The sequence below is a fragment of the Mesorhizobium sp. P2_E10 genome (assembly GCF_056404235.1).
The window spans coordinates 143,857-163,459 of the sequence record NZ_JBFUEK010000005.1 but is presented as its reverse complement, the minus strand read 5'-3'; the positions used below and the strand labels follow the sequence as shown (position 1 = coordinate 163,459).

Sequence of the window (19,603 nt, the reverse complement as noted above, 5' to 3'; positions counted from 1 at the left end):
TGCCTGCCTTGTGCGTCGGCGTCAGGGCGCCCATAGTCACGGCGGCCGCGGTGCCGGCCAAGGAATGACAATGCTTGAGCAGCCGGAGCCATGAGCACGAGCCCACTCCGCGTGGCGGTTGTTGGCGGCGGCATCGGCGGCGCCGCCACGGCTTACGCCCTGCATAAACGCGGCATTGACGTTCGTCTCTACGAGCAGGCGGCAGCCCTGGCCGAGGTCGGCGCCGGCGTCGCGATCCAGCCGAACGGTGTCCGGATGCTTCGGCGGCTCGGTCTCGGTTACGAACTGATCCGCTCGGGAGCCAGATGGATCGACCCACAGTTTCGTCGCGCCGATGGATCCTATGCCGCGGCAATGTGGCCCCCCGAGCTTGCCAGCCAGATCGAGTTCCACGGCATGCACCGCGCCGATTTGCTGGCAATGTTCGTCGACCGGCTATCTCCCGACGTTGTGAAGACTGGTCACAGATGCATCGGCTTCGAACAGGATGACGAGCAGGCCGTCATCACTTTCGCCAATGGCTTGCGCACCGCGGCCGACGTCGTGATCGCGGCTGACGGCATCCATTCAACCCTTCAGCAGTTCGTCGTTGCCCCGTCCGCCCCGCTCTATTCGGGATCGGTCGCCTATAGAGGGGTGATCCCGGCGGCGAGCGTCTCGTGGCCGTCAGGGGCGATGCGCAACTGGCTTGGTCCGGGCCGGCATTTTCTCGTCTTTCCGGTGCGCGCCGGCCAGCTCATCAACTACGTCGGCTTTGTCACGACTGACGAGCCGATGAAGGAGTCATGGTCGGCGCGGGGCGAGCCCGCCGCCCTTGCCCGGGAGTTCGCCGGCTGGGATCCAATGGTCGAGACGATCATTGCCCAGGTGAAAGCGACGTTTCGCTGGGGCCTGTTCGATCGCGAGCCGCTGGCAAGCTGGACTCGCGGGCGCCTGACCCTTCTGGGTGACGCCGCCCACCCGATGCTGCCGCACATCGGACAGGGGGCCAATCAGGCCATCGAAGACGCCGTTGCCCTGGCGACCGTGCTGAGCCATGCAGACCGCAAGTCTGCCCCACGAGCGCTGCTGATTTACGAGCAGCTGCGGCGCGAACGGACTGCCGGGGTCCAGCGCATGTCGCGCGTGAGTGGGGCTCGCTATGACGCATCCAGCGGCGACTTGCATAGCCGCGACCGCCAGCTTGACGCCCAGCGGCAGGAACGCGCCTGGGTCTGGAACTACGACGCCTATGCCGAAGCCGAGGCGGCCGCCGCTTCGCTCTAGGCAAAATACTCCTGCAGCGGCCGCACCTCCAGGCTCCCCGCCTTCAGCGCCGCAATCGCTTCCGCCACCGCAGCTGCCCCCGACAGCGTCGTGTAATACGGCACCTTCTGCATCAGCGTGGCGCGGCGCAGCGACTTCGAGTCCGACACTGCCTTCTGGCCGTCGGTGGTGTTGAAGACGATCTGCACCTGGCGGTTGCGGATGGCGTCCTCGATGTGGGGGCGGCCTTCCAGCACCTTGTTGATCTTCTGGGCGTCGACGCCGTTTTCGGCGAGGAAGCGCTGGGTGCCTGAAGTCGCCAACACCTTGAAGCCGAGGCCGGCGAGGCGCTTCACGGCGCCGAGAATGCCCTTCTTGTCCTCGTCGCGCACCGAGACGAACAGCGTGCCGGAGCGCGGCAGGTCGACGCCGGCCCCTAACTGGCTCTTGGCGAAGGCCAGCGCAAAGTCGCGGTCGAGGCCCATGACCTCGCCGGTCGAGCGCATTTCCGGGCCGAGCAGAATGTCGACGCCGGGGAAGCGGGCGAAGGGGAACACCGCTTCCTTGACCGCGATGTGGCCTGGGTTTCTGGGGTCGGGCATGGCGCCGTAATGGGCGAAGGCGTCTTCCAGTTTCTCGCCGGCCATGATGCGGGCGGCGATCTTGGCGATGGGCCGGCCGATGGTCTTGGCGACGAAGGGCACGGTGCGTGACGCGCGCGGGTTGACCTCCAGCACATAGACGATGCCGTCCTTGATCGCATACTGCACGTTCATCAGGCCGCCGACATTGAGGGCGCGGGCAAGGGCCGCCGTCTGGCGCTCCAGCTCGTCGACCAGCTCGGAGGGCAGGGAGTGCACCGGCAGCGAGCAGGCACTGTCGCCCGAATGGATGCCGGCCTCCTCGATGTGCTCAAGAATGCCCGACACGAATGTGTCCTTGCCGTCGCAGAGGCAGTCGACATCGACCTCGATGGCGCCCGAGAGGTAGGTGTCGAACAGCAGCGGGTTCTTGCCCAGCAGCGTGTTGATCTGGCCGGTCTTGTCGTTGGGGTATTTCTGCTTGATGTCCTCCGGCACCAGGCCGGGCACGGTGTCGAGCAGATAGGTTTGCAGCATGCCCTCGTCATGGATGATCTGCATGGCGCGGCCGCCCAGCACATAGGAGGGGCGCACCACCAGGGGGAAGCCGAGCTCACCGGCGACGAGGCGGGCCTGCTCGACCGAATAGGCGATGCCGTTCTTGGGCTGGGTGAGGCCGAGCTTGTGCAGCAGCTTCTGGAAACGGTCGCGGTCTTCGGCGAGATCGATCATGTCGGGTGACGTGCCGAGGATCGGGATGCCGGCCTTCTCCAGCGCGTCGGCGAGCTTCAGCGGCGTCTGGCCGCCGAACTGGACGATGACGCCGACCAGCTCGCCCGATGCCTGTTCGGCGCGCAGGATCTCCAGCACGTCCTCGGCCGTCAGCGGCTCGAAATAGAGCCGGTCGGAAGTGTCGTAGTCGGTCGACACGGTCTCCGGATTGCAGTTGATCATTATCGCCTCATAGCCGGCGTCGCGCAGCGCGAAGGCCGCGTGGCAGCAGCAATAGTCGAACTCGATGCCCTGGCCGATGCGGTTGGGACCGCCACCGAGGATGACGACCTTCTTGCGCGACGACACCTGCGCCTCGTTCGCAAGCGCGCCGGCGAACGGCACTTCATAGGTCGAGTACATGTAGGCGGTGGGCGAGGCGAACTCGGCCGCACAGGTGTCGATGCGCTTATAAACCGGATGAACGTCGAGCTTTTCGCGAATCTTCGCAATCACTTCGGCGTCGGTCTTCGTCAATGAGGCGAGGCGGGCATCGGAGAAGCCCATGGCCTTCAGCATGCGCAGATTGACGGCGTCCTCGGGGATGCCGTGCTCGCGGATGCGGGCTTCCATATCAAGGATGCCGGCGATCTGTTCGAGGAACCACGGGTCGATCTTGCACATGGCGTGCACGTCTTCGAGCGAAGTGCCCATGCGGATCGCCTGCGCCACCATGCGCAGCCGGTCGGGCGTCGGCGTGCCCAAGGCGGCGCGAATAGCGTTGCGGTCATCGGCGTGGTTGGCGACAGCGGCACCGTGGCCGAGGCCGGGGATCTCGATCTCGTCCAACCCGGTCAGGCCGGTTTCGAGACCACGCAATGCCTTCTGCAGCGATTCCTGGAAGGTGCGACCGATGGCCATGACTTCGCCGACCGACTTCATCGACGTGGTCAGCACCGGCTCGGCGCCGGGGAATTTCTCGAAGGCAAAGCGCGGGATTTTGGTGACGACGTAATCGATCGACGGCTCGAAGGAGGCGGGCGTGGCGCCGCCGGTGATGTCGTTCTCCAGCTCGTCCAGCGTGTAGCCGACGGCAAGCTTTGCCGCGATCTTGGCGATCGGGAAGCCGGTCGCCTTGGAGGCCAATGCCGACGAGCGCGAGACGCGCGGGTTCATCTCGATCACCACCAGGCGGCCATCTGCCGGGTTGACGGCGAACTGCACGTTGGAGCCGCCGGTCTCGACGCCGATCTCTCTGAGCACCGCGATCGAGGCGTTGCGCATCATCTGGTATTCTTTGTCGGTCAGCGTCAGCGCCGGGGCGACGGTGATGGAATCGCCGGTGTGCACGCCCATCGGGTCGATGTTCTCAATCGAGCAGACGATGATGCAATTGTCCGCCTTGTCGCGGACGACCTCCATCTCATACTCCTTCCAGCCGAGCACGCTCTCCTCGATCAGCACTTCGGTGGTCGGCGAGGCGTCGAGGCCGGACTGGACGATCTCGTAGAATTCGGCCCTGTTATAGGCGATGCCGCCGCCGGTGCCGCCCATGGTGAAGGACGGGCGGATGATGGCGGGCAGGCCGACATGGTCGAGCGCCTGGGCGGCAATCGCCATGCCGTGGCTGATGTAGCGCTGCTTGCGGTCGCCTTCGCCGAGGTTCCAGCGGGTTTCCAGCGCATCGAGCGCGGCGTCGAGATTGTCGGGTTTTTCGGCCTTGAGCGCGGCGCGTTCGGCCTCATGCGTCTTGCGGTCGGTGTTCTTGACGTCGGTGGCGTTGGCCAGCATCGACTTTGGCGTTTCGAGGCCGATCTTCTGCATCGCCTCGCGAAACAGCGCGCGGTCCTCGGCCTTGTCGATGGCCGTGGCATCGGCGCCGATCATCTCGACATTGTAGCGGTCGAGCACGCCCATGCGGCGCAGCGACAATGCGGTGTTGAGCGCGGTCTGGCCGCCCATGGTCGGCAGCAGCGCGTCGGGCCGCTCCTTGGCGATGATCTTGGCCACCACTTCAGGGGTGATCGGCTCGATATAGGTGGCGTCGGCCAGTTCCGGATCGGTCATGATGGTGGCCGGATTGGAATTGACCAGGATGACCCTGAAACCCTCTTCCTTCAGCGCCTTGCAGGCCTGGGTGCCGGAATAGTCGAACTCGCAGGCCTGACCGATGACGATGGGGCCGGCCCCGATGATCAGGATCGACTTGATGTCAGTGCGTCTTGGCATGTCATAGGTCCGTTCGGCGGGCGGCTTGCACAAAAAACCGGGACGGGAAGACCCGGCCGGTTGTGCTCGCGATTCTGGTATCAGGCTAGGAGGGCCTTATAGGGAAGAGTTTTGGCGGATGTAACCCCGAAAATGAGGGTTCTTATGGGCTGCCCCCAACAAGCACCGCGTTCCTTCGCGCCCCCCTCTGCCCTGCCGGGCATCTCCCCCACGAGGGGGGAGATTGGATGTCACGACCGCTTTCACCAATTTTCAACGATGAAGGAAGGTGGAGGCGCTAAAGCTGCCGATCTCCCCCCGTGTGGGGGAGATGTCCGGCAGGACAGAGGGGGGCGCTGTCCCGCCGGCGTTCGAAGAGAGCTTAATCCCCAAGCGCCAGCGCGTCCGTAATCTCGAAACGCTCCGACACCCCGACACGGACGATGCTCAGGCTGCCCTCGCGGGTGAAGCGGAAGTCGCCGGGCGCGTTCGAACCGGCCGGCAGGCCGGCGGAAAAGCTGATGACACGCGTGCCGCCATCGGGCCAGGTCACGGTCACGTCGGCCTTGCCGCCGTCCATGCGGACGATGCTTGCCGCACAGCTTGTCATCGGCTGGCCGATATAGCGGGCGCAGGGAACCTCGCCGGTGGCAGTGGGGGCGGGCGCGTTTGGCGCCGGCGCTTCTATCTCCCCGGCCGACGGGTCGGCCGCGAACGCCATTGTGTAGGCATCCTCGATGGCGGTCTTGCCGATAATTTCAGCCGCCGTCTGAGCGGCTTCAGGATCGCCCAGCCGCGCTGTCAGGCCGGGCAGCGGCAGGTCCGTTGTTGCAGAGGACGCGCCGGCGCCGAGCGTGTCAGCATCCGAAACGGCCACCGGGTTCTCGGGGTTCAGATAGCGGGCCGGAGCCCATCCCGCCAGTTGCGGATTGGCGATGTCCTCGACCTTGCACCAGCGATGTCCGTTGACGTCGTTGCAGCCGAGGTTCTTCACACTCGAACCGCTCGGCAGGCGCGCTTCGGTCTTGCCGATCGGCGATGGCGTGGCGCGGACGTTGAGAAGATCGCCCGGGGCGAGGTTGGTGACGATGGAGATGACCAGAGCCTCTTCCGCCTGGGAAGGCAGCGTCGCCAGCAGCAACGGAGCGGCGATCAGCGCAGGCAGCGTCGTCCGGAGGGAAAGTGTGCGCCTCATCATCTGGCCGTGGGCGATCGATTGCATTGCCGAGAATGCGGCCAGACTCAAGAGCGCCACCGCATGCCACGCCGGCTTTATAAGCAACCACATGGCGCTATGTAAGCCCGAAAATACGGCTGGTTTGCGGGGAGGTGCCGTACGGTTCTGCGGGTATGAACTCGTTCGGCCCGGGGGTATGAGCTCGTTCCTCGCTCAGGAGGCATGAACGCGTTCCGCGTTCAGCCTGACATAAACCCCGTTCGCAGCGCGTGAGCCCATTCCGACCGTCCCGCCTGCTCGGCCTGCCGTGCCGCCGCCTCGTGGTCGTAATCGACAGCGATGGTCTCGAAGATGTCGGGCCGGCCCTCGCCACCCAGTGTGACGATGCCGTAGCGCGCGTGCGGCGAGCCTTGCTCGGAGACATGTGCAGGCGGGGTGGAATCGTCATAGGCGGGGCAGCCGATGCTGCCCGGATTGAAGATGACGGGACCACCGGGAATGTGGATCAGTTCGCTGCGGTGGCTGTGGCCGCACAGCACGATGCGGCATGAGGGGTCGAGGCTCTTCAGCCGCCGGTTGATCGCGGCCAGTGGCGCGCGCACCAACTGGCCATCGGTAATCGCGTCGGTCAGATATTTCTCGTCATGGTCTGGCCTGGCGTGGAAGGCGATGATGCCGGGCGCGACCTCCAGCGTCAGCGGCCGGGCGAACAGCACCTCGCGCTGCGCTACCGTCAGCCGCTCCTGCGCATAGCGGTCGGACGCCCACATCGTGTCATCGGCCGGGTCGCGGGCGACGCGGCGGTCGTGGTTGCCGCGCACCGTCGGCAGGTTGAGCGCTTCCAGCCGTTCAAAAGTCTCGCGCGGCCACAGCGGACCGGAGACGCTGTCACCGAGATTGACGGTCAGGTCGGCGCCGCCGCGTCGCTGCAGATCGTCGAGCACGGCATCGAGGGCCAGCACGTTGCCGTGGATGTCGGCGAGGACGGCGATGCGCATTCAGAAGCTCCGGTTGGTTCGAAGCTTCGCATATCAGCACAGCAGCCGGGGTTCTACCGGTTCTGTGCTGAGTCCTGTCGTGTCGCGCTAGGCAGAAATTTCAATATCGTGGCCACCGACCGCGGGCAGGGCCGTATCCTCGCCAGCAGCGGCAATGACGCTGTCGAGCAGGCCGGGGAAGCGGGCGTCGAGGTCGTCGCGGCGCAACGTGATCAGCCGGCTGGTGCCGACCACCTCGGCGCGGGTGACGCCGGCTTCGCGCAGTTTGGCCAAGTGATAGCTGAGATTGGTTTTCGAGCCGAGATCGAGGAACTGGCTGCAGTTCAGCGGCACGCCTTCCTTGCTGGCGAGATAGCGCACGATGGCGAGCCTGGTCGGGTCGCCGAGCACGGCAAGCACGATCGGCAGGCTGATCTGGTCGGTGTTGGGGTGGGGCAAGGTCATGCCGCTGAATTAAGCACAATCGGGGCCGATTTCAACGCATCTCCTCCTTTGGCCGGGGCCACACGGTTTCTCGTTTCGCGATCCGTCCTGACACAGGGCTGTCAGCAGGATCGAGCTATTTATGCTGCCGGACATTGACATGATGGCACCTTATGTCCAATTGTTCAATAACTTTTGAACTAAGGACACCCGTCATGGACAAGCGCCTCTTCTGGCTTGCGCTCGGATCGTTCACGATCTCGACCGAAGGATTTGTCATTTCCAGCCTGCTGCCCGATATCGCCACCGATGCCGGCATCTCCATTCCGCTGGCCGGCACGCTGATCACCGCCTTTGCGCTCGCCTATGCGGTCGGCACGCCGATCCTGGCGACGCTGACCGGCGAATGGGATCGGCGCCGCGTCATCCTGTGGACGCTGGTGTTCTTCGTGCTCGGCAATCTGGCGGCCGCATTGAGTTCCTCCTTCGAATTGCTGCTGATCGCTCGCATCGTCATGGCGCTGTCTTCCGGCCTGTTCGCGGCCACAGCGCAAGGCACGGCGGTGGCGCTGGTCGATAGCCATCACCGGGCGCGCGCCATCGCTGTCGTCGTCGGCGGCACCACGGTGGCGGTTGCGGTCGGTGCGCCGCTTGGCGCGCTGGTCGCGGCCTTCGCCGGCTGGCGCGGCACGTTCTTTGCCATCGCCGGCCTCGGCGCGCTCGCCGGCGCCATCCTGTGGTACTGGCTGCCGCGCGGCATCGTCGGCACCAAACTGCCGCTCCGGCAACGGCTTGCCGCGGCACTTCGCCCCGGCGTGATGCCGATCCTGTTGACGACGCTGCTGGCGCTGACCGGCGCCTTCACCGTGTTTGCCTATGTCGCACCGCTGGCCATTCAAGGTGGCGGGCTGAGCCCGATCGCGCTGCCCGGCATGCTGCTCGCCTTCGGTGTCGGTGCGGTCATCGGCAACATCGCAGGCGGCCAGGCCGCCGATCGTTTTGGCGCGACGCGCACCGTCGGCTGGTCGCTGGGGTTAAGCGCAGCCATGCTGGTCATGCTCTCGGTGATCCCGACCTTCCTGCCGCACCACATCGCCGGGCCGGCGCTGATGGCGATGATGGTGCCGTGGGGCGTCGTCGGCTGGGCGTTCCCGCCGGCGCAGGCCAGCCGCATCATCAGGCTGGCACCCGACGCCGCTCCCATCGTGCTGTCGCTCAACGCCTCGGCGCTCTATCTCGGCGTGGCGCTGGGTGCGGTGGTTGGTGGCGCGGTGCTGCGCTACGGCGCGCCGGCCGATCTCGGCCTGATCGCGGCGACGTTCCCGATCGTGGGACTGGGCGTTGTGCTGGCCGGCCGCTGGGCGGCGCGGCCGGTGGCCATGCCGGCCGAATAGTATTGCGCCAAAGTCCGCCGGCCGCCTCAGGTGGCCGGCGGCGTGTCAAAATCGAGCGCGGCGATGCCGTCGAGCGCCTCGCGCAGGTTCGCCGCCTGCTCCTTGCCGACCACATCCTCGAAACGCTGCTGGGCGACATGCCACAGCTTCATCACTTCATCGAGTTTGACCAGGCCCAACGGCGTCAGCCGCACGCGCTTGATGCGGCGGTCGTTCGGATCGGCGAAGGTCTCGAGAAAGCCGTGGCGGATCAGCGGCTTCAGCGTGTGGCCGAGCGCCGACAAATCCATGACCAGGGCAGCGGCAATGGCGCTCATGGCCGGCTCGTTGCCGACATGGATTTGGTAGAGCAGGCCCTGCTGCGTCGCCTTGAGCCCCGAGGGCGCCAGCACATCATCATAGAACTGGCCGAGCTTGCGCGCCGCACGCCGCAGCATGGCGTTGTTGCAGAGCGTCAGGCCGGGCAGGGCATCTTGCGACATGATGTTTCCTTGGCGACAACGACAAGATGGTCGTCCGCGCCACCCACAAATAATCTCCGTTCCGATTATTGACAAGATAGTGGCATATGCCTACTTCGTTAATAGTGGCATATGCCACTAAATGAATAGGGCGACTTTGGCGAGGGCGAGGAGCGGTTGCTCACGGAGCCCGGCAACCAGGGTCGAAACGAAGCAATCGGTCGAACACAAGGAACAGGACAATGAGTGTAGAAACCAACAAGGGCACGGCGGTGGTCACCGGTGCCTCGTCGGGCATTGGCGCGGTCTATGCGGACCGGCTGGCCGGCCAGGGCTATGATCTCGTGCTGGTGGCGCGGCGCGCCGACCGGCTGGAAGAACTGGCTGAGAAGCTGCGCTACGCCTACGATCGCAAAGTCAGTTTCATCAGCGCCGATCTGGCTGACGACAGCGACGTCCGCCGGGTCGAACAGGCGATATCAGCCGACCACAGCGTGACGCTGCTCGTCAACAATGCCGGCCTCGGCGGTGCGCAGGTGGTGGCGAAGGCAGACGCCGACGTGGCCGAGCGCATGATCAAGGTCAATGTCATCGCCTTGACGCGTCTGACCCGCGCCGTGCTGCCGGGCCTGATCGCTCGCAACCGCGGCGCCATCGTCAACATCGCCTCGGTGCTCGCCTTCGACACCTCATTCGGCGGCATCTACAGCGGCACCAAGGCCTATGTCGTCAATTTCACCGAAGCTCTGCAGCGCGAAGTCGCTGACACCGAGGTGAAGGTTCAGGTGGTTCTGCCGGGCGCGACCCGGACCGATTTCTGGGAACTCGCCGGCAGCGATATCGAACAGCTTCCGAAGGAAATCGTCATGAGCGCCGACGATCTGGTCGATGCCGCCCTTGTCGGTCTGGCCAGGGGCGAAGCTGTCACCGTGCCGGCGCTTGCCGATGCGGCAAAGCTGGACACTTTCCTCGGCGCCCGGCAAGCTTTCTACGGCAGCCTGCACGCCAACAAGCCGGCGGCGCGCTACGCGGCTTGAGGAGGCAGGTTCGCTTCGCGAACCAGAACCCCCACCCCGCTGCTATGCAGCGACCCTCCCCACAAGGGGGAGGGTTAGGGGCGCCATCCCCTTGAGGCGCGGAAGCTACGCTCCCTACCTCCCCCTTGTGGGGAGGTCGGACCGCAGGTCCGGGTGGGGATGCTGCGCTAAAAAATTGTCACCTCTACGCCGACTGCCACATCGGAATGATCGAAGCGGCGAGCAGCAGGCCGAGCGCGATGTTGAGCACGCGCCACTGCCGCTCGGTTCTAAGCAACCGGGCGAGCAGCGTGCCCGCCACGCACCACAGCGACAGCGATACCGCGGCGGCGAGGCCAAAGACCGCGCCGAGCAGCAAGGCAAGTTGCAGCGGTCCGTCGGCCAGTGCCGCGAACGATGCCGCAGCACCCAGCCCCATCGCCCAGCCCTTGGGGTTCATCCATTGCAGGCCGGCGCCGCCCAAAAAGCTGTTCGGGCTGGCCATCGCCACGTCGAGATTGGGCGGTCCGCTGCGGCCGATCTTGACGGCGAGCCAGACGAGATAGAGCGAGCCGGCGATCTTCATCGCCAGTTGCAGCGACGGGACCGCCGCCAGCAGCCCGGCAAGCCCGGCAGCACCTGCCGCGGCCACGGTGGCCAGGCCAGCCGCACTGCCGGCCATCAGCGGCACGGAGCGGCGAAAGCCGAACTGTGCGCCGGACGCCGTCGACAAGGTCGTCGCCATGCCCGGCGTGGAGGTGGCGACCAGCGCGAATAGGACGAGTGGAAGGATGGCCTCAAGCATACTGGTTTCTCTCTTGGGAAACCGCATGCTAGGCGCTGTCTCACATCAGTAAATGCAATGTTTGTGATGGATAGCATTAGGGATTATAATATCACATGATCCGCAATCTTGACACGGCCCTGATCCGCACCTTCGTCACCGTTGCCGGCAAGGCCAGCATGACGGCGGCCGCCAACGCTTTGCACCTGACGCAAGGCGCCGTCAGCCAGCAGATCAAGCGGCTGGAGGAGGTTTTGGGCTGCAGCCTGTTCGAGCGCGACCGGCGCGGGCTGCGGCTGACGCGCTCCGGCGAGCGGCTGTTCGGCAAGGGCAAACGCCTGCTCGGCCTCAACGACGAGATCTGGGCCGAGATGGCAGGCAATGCGGTTGCGGGCGAGGTGCGGCTCGGCGTGCCCTACGACCTTGTCGGCACCTTGCTGGCGCCGATTCTGAAGAGCTACGCCGAGACCTATCCGCAGGTCGAGATCTCGCTGGTCTGCGCCTCGTCGCCGGAACTCGCCGCGGCATTGGCGACCGGCACGATAGACTTAGCCGTCATCGAGGAGCGGGTCGGCCCGTCGGCCGGCGAATGCCTCGCCATCGACCGGCTGGTCTGGGTGGGCGCCAAGGCCGGTGTCGCCCGCCGCAAACGCCCATTGCCGGTGTCGATGGTCGCCGACACCTGCGCGTTTCGGCCAGCGGTGCTGTCGGCGCTTGGCGAACACGGGCTTGAATGGCGCACCGTGTTCGAGAATGGCAACATCGATGCGACGACGGCGACGGTGCGCTCGGACCTCGCCGTCACCACCTGGCTGGCGTCGACCGTGCCTGCCGACCTCGACATCCTGTCCGCCGATTCCGAGCTTCCGGCCTTGCCGAATTTTTCGATCAATCTGCATTTGCCCAGGCATGGTGTCGGGCCGGCGGCGCAAGAGTTTGCACGCCACATCCGCGATGGGCTGGCTCGGCGGCTGGTGGCGGCTTGAGGCCACGCCTCTGTTTCCTCTCCCCCATTTTATGGGGGCGAGGAACCCAAGTCCTGCAAAGCTACTTCCAGTTCTTGCGCCGTTCGATCTCTGCCTCGGACGGCTTCTCCGGAACAAACGACCCAACCTTGATCTCGCCGCCGCGCGCATAGGTCGCCATGATGACGCCGGTGGTCGAGGCTTGCGAGCGGGTCAGCTTGAAAGCAGCGGGCAGCGTGCCGTTGCCGAACAGCCGCTTGCCCTTGCCCAGCACCAGCGGGAAGATCAGCAGACTGATCTCGTCGATCAGATCGTTGGCGAGCAAGGTCTGGATCAGCTCGCTCGATCCCTGGATGAGCAAGTCCGGGCCATCCTCTTGCTTGAGCTGGCGCAGCGTCGCCACGACGTCATCACCCAGCGATTGGCTGTTTTGCCAGGACAACGTTTCGGGCCGGTGCGTCGCCACATATTTGGTGACGGCGTTGAAGCTGTCGGCGATCGGATCGTTCTCCTGATACGGCCAATGGGCGGCGAAGATGTCGTAGGTCTTGCGGCCGAGCAGCAGCGCGAAAGGCTTGGAGAACGTCTCACCCATGGCGGCACCCATGACGTCGTCCCAATAGTGGAACGTCCAGCCGCCATATTCGAAGCCGCCGACCGGATCTTCCTCCGGCCCGCCCGGCGCCTGCATGATGCCGTCGAGGCTGACGAATGTTGCTGCGGTAATCTTCCTCATTGGGGTGCTCCTTTTCATGGTCCCGCCGTCAAGGCCGGACTTCGGCCTAAGGACGCGCGAGTGCACGCCTGTCCGACAGCCGCCTGAGAAATTTCCGGCATTCCGCCCCTCGAAGATCACAAGGCAGTCTTGCCCTTGGTCCGTGAAGCTGGCGGTCGGTCGTCGAGGCTCTGGGACGAAAACCAGACGTCGCCGATGATGGCTGTGGCGGTTCCGTCCGGAGCCTTGTCTGATGTCAGCCAGATCGAACGGCTGCGCGCGGCCTGTTCGCGGTCGGGAATTTTCGCTGCCGGACTTGCGACCGAGGCACCGACGCAAGGGATGAACCAGGAGCCCATGAACGGGTTGCAGGCAAAGCCCTTTTTGGTGCGGGTCACCAGCACCGCCAGGGCAACACGCTCGGCCGGACGCCAGGGGAAGATCATGCGACCGCCCGGCCTCAACGCCTTCAGCCATTCGGCCGGTGGTGCGGCGACGCCGGCATTGACATAGATGACATCTGATGGTGGCAGCGTGGTGGTGACGGCATCGCCATGGATGACCGTCACATTGCCATAGGCTTCGAGATTCTTTGTCGCGCGGCGGGCGAGATCGGCCTCCAATTCGAAGGCGGTGACGGCGCCGCCGGGCGAAACCAGCCGCGCCAGTAAGGCGGTGTAGTAGCCGGTGCCGGCGCCGACATGGGTAACGGCTTCACCCGGTTTGGGCGCGATCTTGCCGATCCACATGGCGTGCAGGGAGGGCTCGCCATTGTTGATGCCCTTGTCGGCATCGAGCGCCACCAGCACGTCCTGATAGATGTGAACCGGATCGGCGCTTGGGGTCACGACCTTGCCGTTGCCGGCCGTGACCATCCTGCCAACGATGACCGTCCATGGTCCTGGACCAAGAAAGGCTTCGCGCGGCACCGTGGCGAAAGCGTCTTCGAGACGCGGATCGGCCGAGCCGGAATTGGCAGCCATCAGCCGCGCGTAGAATTTTCGAGCTTCCGCAAGGACGGTCATCGTCCGTCAAGATAGCGCAGACAGCCGATTTGTCTCACCGGTTTGTCGCACAAGCCGGTGAGGGAGCAATTGGACTGTTCGTTGCTCAGCCGACGCCGAAGACGGTGTCGTAGAGCAGCTTGAAGTTGAGCACCAGGATGATGGCGGCGACCACCCATGCGAGTGCGGCGACGCTGCGAGGTATCGCGAGATTGCCCATCTTCTTCTTGTCGGAGACGAACTGCACCAGCGGAACCACCGCGAAGGGCAACTGCATCGACAGGATGACCTGGCTGAAGACGAGCAGCTGGCCGGTTCCTTTTTCGCCATAGAGCGCGGTGACGATCACCACCGGAACGATGGCGATGCCGCGCGTCACCAGGCGCCGCGCCCATTGCGGGATGCGCAGGCGCAGGAACCCTTCCATGACGATCTGGCCGGCGAGCGTCGCCGTCACCGTCGAATTCAGGCCCGAGGCAAGTAGTGCCACCGCAAACAGGGTGGAGGCGATGCCGAGGCCAAGCAACGGCGACAGCAGTTCAAAGGCCTGGCCGATCTCTGCGACGTCCTGATGGCCGGTGCCATGGAAGGCAACTGCCGACACGATGAGGATGGAGGCGTTGATGAACAGCGCCAGCATCAGGGCGATGGTCGAGTCGGTGGTTGCCCATTTGATGGCGTCGCGCTTGCCTTTTTCGGTGCGCTCATAGGCACGCGTCTGCACGATCGAGGAGTGCAGGTAAAGATTGTGCGGCATGACGGTGGCGCCGATGATGCCGATGGCAATGTAGAGCATGGCCGGGTTGGTGACGATCTCGGACGACGGCACGAACATGGCGTGCAGGACCGAGCCAACCGGCGGAGAGGCGGCAAAGATCTGGACGGCGAAGCAGCCGAAGATGATGATCAAAAGCGCGATGATGAAGGCTTCGAGGAAGCGAAACCCCTTGTTCATCAGCAGAAGCAGCAGGAAGGCGTCGAGCGCGGTGATGAGGGCGCCGCCGATCAGCGGAATGCCGAACAAAAGCTGCAGCGCAATCGCCGTGCCGATGACCTCGGCGAGGTCGCAGGCGATGATGGCCAGTTCGCAGGCGATCCACAGCATGAAGTTCACTGGCCGCGGATAGTAGGCGCGGCAAGCCTGGGCGAGGTCGCGGCCGGTGGCGATACCGAGCCTGGCGGCGAGCGCCTGCAGCAGGATGGCCATCAGGTTCGACAGCAAGATGATGAAGAGCAAGGTGTAGCCGAACTGGGCGCCGCCAGCGAGGTCGGTCGCCCAGTTGCCGGGGTCCATGTAGCCGACCGAGACCATGTAGCCTGGTCCCATGAAAGCGAACAGACGGCGGAACCAGACGCCCGAGCTTGGCACGGCGATCGAGGAATTGACTTCGCGCAGGCTGGGCTGGTCGTCCTCTTCCGGCCGGGCAAATCGCCACATGGATCGGGATTCAGAGGTGGCTTGGGCTTCCGACATAAAGGGGATTTCCGCTGGGATTGGTGGATGTTGCCGCCAATCTATGCCATGGCTGAACATTATGCAATATGCTATATTTCATTGTATGTGCTTTTTAGGGGCCCCTTGTCAGAGAGCAGGGGGCAATCGGGGGAACCCGGTTGCGCCTGCCAAGGAATGCAAATAAACGGCCAGAACATTTCAAGCTCGTGCTATGAATGTTCAATGTCGGGACATCCGCCGACGGCTAGAGGGAGCGCATATTGGCGCTGAAGAACAGACCCGTTCCGCGCGAACCGCTGCCGGATGCCGACGTCCATTCGGAGGGATTCCGGCAGACGCGCGAAGCGCGCCGCAGCGCGCTGGTCGAGGATTATGTCGAGCTGATCGCCGACCTGATCGAGGACGGCAACGAGGCGCGGCAGGTCGATATCGCGGCAAGGCTCGGCGTCGCCCAGCCGACCGTGGCCAAGATGCTGACCCGGCTGTGCACCGACGGGCTGGTGTCCAGGAAACCCTATCGCGGTGTCTTCCTGACCGAGGCCGGCCGCAAGGTTGCCGAGGAGAGCCGCATTCGCCACCAGACTGTGGAAGCCTTCCTGCGCTCGCTCGGCGTCAGCGCCGAAACGGCGCGCATCGATGCCGAGGGCATCGAGCACCATGTCAGCGCCGAGACGCTCGAAGCCTTTCGCAAGGCGATGACCGCGACCCGCTAGAGTGGTTCATCGTTTCCCAGAAACGCCGAACCACGCTAGCTCTTTGTTTTGACGCAATTCCGGACGGAAAACCGCTTCACACTTTTCCTGGAATTGCTCCAACCCTCGCTTGCCGACAAGTCTGCCGGAACCGCCGCATCACGGATGCGTTGAGGAGCATGCCGCGCGATTGGCGCGAGGCCGAGGAGGACATCATGGGCGTTGAACAGGCACCGACAGCGAAGGGCAAGCAGGCGGCAAAGGGATTGAAGCAAGCTGCGGCGAAGGACGAGCGCAAGACGGAAGCCGAAACCGGCCGGCCGCTGAAAAAGGGCGCTGCCCGTTTCGAGGAGCGTTCGAAAAGCTCGGACGGCAAGAGCGCAGGCGCAAAGCAGAAAAGCTGAGAGTTGCCGCGGGGGCGGCGCGTCTAGTCCTGGGTGTCCTGCACCCAGCTTCTGGGGTGGCCGTCGACGCGGAACTGGAAGATAAAGTAGGGCGGGATGCAGGTGCCCTTGCCGGGTTTCGCCTCCGCCAGATCATCGTAGCCGGCGGTGCAGATATAGTCCTCGCGGCAGGGATGGGCCTTGTCGCAGGCGCGTAGACCAGCTGTCTTGGTGAATTCCTTGGTGCAGAATTTATGATCCTTGCCTGATGCGATGCAGTCGTTGAAACCGGTCTTGGCAAGCCGTCCGCAAGTCGCCTCGTCGGGCAGTTTCTCGCAGCTCGCCTTGCGCAGCATGCCGCCGGGAAAGCCGCCAGTCTTCTGCTCGGGATTGTCATAGCGCTGGCGCGCCGCGCCATAGCCGGCGAGTTTTATCGGCGGTTTCTTGTCCCTGACAGGGTCGATGGCGCAAGCCTTGGCGGTTGCCGGCGACAGACGGCAATATTTATCGTCGCCCCATTTGGACATCTTGATCTCGCCAAACTCGACGGGGTCGCCGACAGCGGTTCCCGCTTCGCTGACGCAGGTGCCGAAGCCCGGATGGATGGCGCTCTCATGCACGCCGGCGCAGCGCAGGCCTTGGCCGCAGGTCCAATCCTTGAAGCTCGCATCCTCGCCGCGATAGCAGATCGAGCCCCAGCCATTGTAGAGATCGGTGCCTTTCAGCGCCTCGGCATACTTGGCGTCCGGACGGGCAGCGAAGCCGCGGGTAAAATCGGGATGGCCGCCGGCGGCGAATTCCTCGACGATGGCGCGGCGGCGCGGCAGGTCGGCGAAGAACACGGCAGAGCCCGGCACGAAGACCGCGTTGCGTCGCGGTTCGCTGGCCGGATCGGCGCCGGTGTAGTGGAAGCCGGCAATGCCGTGCGTCTGGTGGCAGCCGGTGCAGCTCATCTCGTTGAGCCGCAGGTTGAAGCCGGCCACCGACTTCACAGTTTTCAGCTCGTTGCCCCTGGCGACATAATCTTTCAGCGCCTTGTCGACGGCGTCGTCATCGAGCAGCCCATAGGCCAGATTGTTCTGCGACCGGCTCATGCCGCCCGGCGCCACCGAGATGGCGCTGGTCGCCAGGAACTTTTCGTCGATGACCAGCCGGCCACGGTCGAGGTCGTAGATGTTGCGGTCGGTGAGCAGCCATTTGGCGAAGGCCTGCCTGTCGGCCAGGACCACTTTGCGGTCGATCTCGTTCTCCATCTTCGATTCCTGGAAGGTAGAGGTGGCCGGATCCCATTTGAAGATCTTCAGCAGATATTCGGCGTGGCCGCCGAAATCGCGGCGGGTCGAGGCCGATAGCCGCAAAACCTGCATGTTGAGCTCGAGCCGCATGATCTGCGAGGAATTCAGCATGGCGTTGGAAAGCGGACCCTCGTCCGAGCGCAGCCATGCTGCCAACTGTTCGGGCTCGAGGTCCTTTTGCCCGGCGGCAAGCCAGCGCTTGGCGACATCCGCAAAGGAGGCGCCAGTGGCGCTGGGGCGGTCTTTCGAGGCACGGGCCTGCGCCTCGGTGGGCCTGGCGTTGAAAACCAGGCTCATGGTCAGCGGCAGGCGAGACGAGATGCGCTGGCCAGGTGTCTCCTCGACCGAATAGTGAAAGCGGTAGATCAGCCTGATCTCGCCGCATTGGGTGTGGCCGAGATAGCCGCGATCCATGCGGTTGACGACGCCGGTGAGGTCGAGCGTCGAGCCGTCGTCGTCAATGTATTTGGGGTTGAATTTCTGGCTGGTGTCCTTCGATTTGGCCAGTGCCGCGACATAGGGGTCGGGGCTGTTGCCTGGCTCGTCGATGATTTGCTGCTTGACGGCGTTGCGCACCGGGGTCAGCGCGCGTACCGAAAACAGCCCGTGATTATCGACATCCCGCGTCAGGCCAAGTGCTGGCCCAAGCAGGCGGCTGATCGAGAGGCCGCCGCGCTCGAGCGCCTGCAAGGTTGCGGGGTCGGTGACGGCGACGCTGGAATCGAGCGTGACGGCGCCGGCCGACCAGGGGCCGAGGCAAAGCAGCGCCGCCAGCAACAAGAATCGGCCGATCGTTCGCAAGCGCCCTCACACCCCTGTTCAAGCTGGATGCTACAGCGCCTGTGCCGTCTCGGCCAGAGCGGCGAAGCGGCGACGCTAGCGGCTAAAAATGCTGTGACTTGGTGCAACCATTGGGCTAATTGTTTGTTGGGTCGGACCGGGCCATGAAATCGGCAGGTCAACCGAAACGTGCATCGCGGGGAGTTGCCATGCTCTGGAAGGGCCGTCGTCAGAGTGACAATGTCGAGGACGAGCGCAGCGACAGCGGTGGCGGTGGGCTCGGCGGCGGCAGCCCCGGTCAGTTTCGTGTCCCGATTGGCGGCCGCACCGGTGGCGGCGGCAGCATCTTGCTCGTCATCCTGGTGGTGCTCGCTGGATGGTATTTTGGTTTCGATCCATCGCAGATCCTGGGCGGCGGCGATGGCGGCCTGCTGCCGGGCGGCGACGGTCAGATTACCGACAACAGCGGTGGCCAGGACGCCAGTACCGGTGCGCCGGCCTCCGACGAGATGAAACAGTTCGTTTCGACGGTGCTGGCCGAAACGGAGGACACCTGGACCGGTATTTTCCAGGCCAACGGCCTGAAATATGAGGATCCCAAGCTGGTTCTGTTCAGCGGCCAGATACGCTCAGCCTGCGGTGCCGCCTCGACCGCGGCTGGACCGTTCTACTGTCCCGGCGACCACAAGGTCTATCTCGACACCAGCTTCTTCCAGCAGCTCGACCAGCAGTTCGGTGCCTCGGGCGACTTCGCCCAGGCCTATGTGATCGCGCATGAGGTTGGCCATCACGTGCAGAACCTGACCGGCATCCTGCCCAAGTTCAACAAAATGCGGCAAGGCATGAGCGAGGCCGATGCCAACCACATGTCGGTGCAGGTCGAACTCCAGGCTGACTGCTTTGCCGGCATCTGGGCGCACTTCACCGCGCAGAAGGGCATTCTGGAACAGGGCGACATCGAAGAGGCGCTGAACGCGGCCCAGAAGATCGGCGACGACACGTTGCAGAAGAAGATGCAGGGCTATGTCGTGCCGGAAAGCTTCAACCATGGGACGTCGCAGCAGCGGCAGACATGGCTGGCGCGGGGCTACAAGAGCGGCAAGCTTTCGGACTGCGACACGTTCAACAATCCGATCTGAGGCACTGGCCGATCTGAGGCACTGGAATTCTTCCGAAAAACCGGGCGCTTCCAACGATGCGCACGCAGCATCCATCATGGCAAGTGATGTCAGGATGAGAATATCTGACCTGTTCCCTTATTGTTCCTAGCGGCGGGCTCGCCTATAAGGTGCGTCCGCCTGCGCCCCAGGGGACC

At 64.4% G+C, this 19,603-nt stretch carries 17 protein-coding genes; 7 read left to right on the top strand and 10 right to left on the bottom strand.

Annotated features, from left to right (window positions below; genetic code table 11):
• Nucleotides 1–90: 90 nt before the first annotated feature.
• Nucleotides 91–1,266 carry an FAD-dependent monooxygenase gene (locus tag AC1D0N_RS15515; protein ID WP_477245309.1) on the top strand — a complete coding sequence of 392 codons (1,176 nt, stop codon included), beginning with the start codon at nt 91–93 and terminating at the stop codon, nt 1,264–1,266.
• On the opposite strand, the gene carB is transcribed toward AC1D0N_RS15515, so the two are convergent.
• From carB to AC1D0N_RS15495, 4 genes are all read right to left on the bottom strand, one after another.
• Complete coding sequence (carB, locus tag AC1D0N_RS15510; protein ID WP_477245307.1) at nt 1,263–4,766, bottom strand: carbamoyl-phosphate synthase large subunit; 3,504 nt, start codon at nt 4,764–4,766, stop codon at nt 1,263–1,265. The two genes, AC1D0N_RS15515 and carB, sit on opposite strands and share 4 nt — an antisense overlap.
• A 361-nt stretch (nt 4,767–5,127) precedes the next feature.
• On the bottom strand, nt 5,128–5,967 hold the full coding sequence (locus AC1D0N_RS15505; RefSeq protein ID WP_477245305.1) for an SH3 domain-containing protein: 840 nt from the start codon (nt 5,965–5,967) through the stop codon (nt 5,128–5,130).
• 194 nt (nt 5,968–6,161) lie between these two features.
• Nucleotides 6,162–6,920, bottom strand: a complete 759-nt coding sequence (locus AC1D0N_RS15500; protein WP_477245303.1) for a metallophosphoesterase family protein — start codon at nt 6,918–6,920, stop codon at nt 6,162–6,164.
• Between the two features lie 87 nt (nt 6,921–7,007).
• Nucleotides 7,008–7,364 (bottom strand): ArsR/SmtB family transcription factor, encoded by a 357-nt coding sequence (locus AC1D0N_RS15495; protein ID WP_477245301.1) that lies wholly within the window; start codon nt 7,362–7,364, stop codon nt 7,008–7,010.
• A 194-nt stretch (nt 7,365–7,558) separates the two neighbouring features.
• On the opposite strand from AC1D0N_RS15495, the gene AC1D0N_RS15490 reads away from it, so the two are divergent.
• Nucleotides 7,559–8,737 (top strand): MFS transporter, encoded by a 1,179-nt coding sequence (locus AC1D0N_RS15490; RefSeq protein WP_477245299.1) that lies wholly within the window; start codon nt 7,559–7,561, stop codon nt 8,735–8,737.
• A 26-nt stretch (nt 8,738–8,763) separates the two neighbouring features.
• Here AC1D0N_RS15490 and AC1D0N_RS15485 read toward each other — a convergent pair whose 3' ends face one another.
• Complete coding sequence (locus tag AC1D0N_RS15485) at nt 8,764–9,219, bottom strand: MarR family winged helix-turn-helix transcriptional regulator (RefSeq protein WP_477245297.1); 456 nt, start codon at nt 9,217–9,219, stop codon at nt 8,764–8,766.
• 221 nt (nt 9,220–9,440) lie between these two features.
• On the opposite strand from AC1D0N_RS15485, the gene AC1D0N_RS15480 reads away from it, so the two are divergent.
• Nucleotides 9,441–10,235 carry an SDR family NAD(P)-dependent oxidoreductase gene (locus tag AC1D0N_RS15480; protein WP_477245295.1) on the top strand — a complete coding sequence of 265 codons (795 nt, stop codon included), beginning with the start codon at nt 9,441–9,443 and terminating at the stop codon, nt 10,233–10,235.
• Nucleotides 10,236–10,419: 184 nt separating this feature from the next.
• Here the strand turns inward: AC1D0N_RS15480 and AC1D0N_RS15475 are convergent, their stop codons facing one another.
• Nucleotides 10,420–11,019 carry a LysE family translocator gene (locus AC1D0N_RS15475; protein ID WP_477245294.1) on the bottom strand — a complete coding sequence of 200 codons (600 nt, stop codon included), beginning with the start codon at nt 11,017–11,019 and terminating at the stop codon, nt 10,420–10,422.
• A gap of 95 nt (nt 11,020–11,114) precedes the next feature.
• Between AC1D0N_RS15475 and AC1D0N_RS15470 the strand changes: the two genes are divergently transcribed.
• Nucleotides 11,115–11,984, top strand: a complete 870-nt coding sequence (locus AC1D0N_RS15470; protein WP_477245292.1) for a LysR substrate-binding domain-containing protein — start codon at nt 11,115–11,117, stop codon at nt 11,982–11,984.
• Between the two features lie 61 nt (nt 11,985–12,045).
• Here the strand turns inward: AC1D0N_RS15470 and AC1D0N_RS15465 are convergent, their stop codons facing one another.
• From AC1D0N_RS15465 to AC1D0N_RS15455, 3 genes are all read right to left on the bottom strand, one after another.
• On the bottom strand, nt 12,046–12,699 hold the full coding sequence (locus AC1D0N_RS15465; protein WP_477245290.1) for a dihydrofolate reductase family protein: 654 nt from the start codon (nt 12,697–12,699) through the stop codon (nt 12,046–12,048).
• Between the two features lie 116 nt (nt 12,700–12,815).
• Nucleotides 12,816–13,703 (bottom strand): protein-L-isoaspartate O-methyltransferase family protein, encoded by an 888-nt coding sequence (locus AC1D0N_RS15460; RefSeq protein ID WP_477245288.1) that lies wholly within the window; start codon nt 13,701–13,703, stop codon nt 12,816–12,818.
• An 85-nt stretch (nt 13,704–13,788) separates the two neighbouring features.
• Nucleotides 13,789–15,156, bottom strand: a complete 1,368-nt coding sequence (locus AC1D0N_RS15455) for an Nramp family divalent metal transporter (protein WP_477245286.1) — start codon at nt 15,154–15,156, stop codon at nt 13,789–13,791.
• 242 nt (nt 15,157–15,398) lie between these two features.
• On the opposite strand from AC1D0N_RS15455, the gene mntR reads away from it, so the two are divergent.
• Both mntR and AC1D0N_RS15445 read left to right on the top strand, forming a co-directional pair.
• Nucleotides 15,399–15,851: a manganese-binding transcriptional regulator MntR gene (gene mntR, locus AC1D0N_RS15450; protein ID WP_477245284.1), complete on the top strand. Its 453-nt coding sequence runs from the start codon at nt 15,399–15,401 to the stop codon at nt 15,849–15,851.
• Between the two features lie 194 nt (nt 15,852–16,045).
• A complete protein-coding gene (locus tag AC1D0N_RS15445; RefSeq protein WP_477236907.1) occupies nt 16,046–16,234 on the top strand; it encodes a hypothetical protein in 189 nt (62 codons plus the stop codon).
• 23 nt (nt 16,235–16,257) lie between these two features.
• Here AC1D0N_RS15445 and AC1D0N_RS15440 read toward each other — a convergent pair whose 3' ends face one another.
• Nucleotides 16,258–18,309: a hypothetical protein gene (locus tag AC1D0N_RS15440; RefSeq protein ID WP_477245282.1), complete on the bottom strand. Its 2,052-nt coding sequence runs from the start codon at nt 18,307–18,309 to the stop codon at nt 16,258–16,260.
• 188 nt (nt 18,310–18,497) lie between these two features.
• On the opposite strand from AC1D0N_RS15440, the gene ypfJ reads away from it, so the two are divergent.
• Entirely contained in the window at nt 18,498–19,427 is a 930-nt protein-coding gene (ypfJ, locus tag AC1D0N_RS15435) for a KPN_02809 family neutral zinc metallopeptidase (protein WP_477245280.1), read from the top strand.
• Nucleotides 19,428–19,603 lie beyond the last annotated feature (176 nt).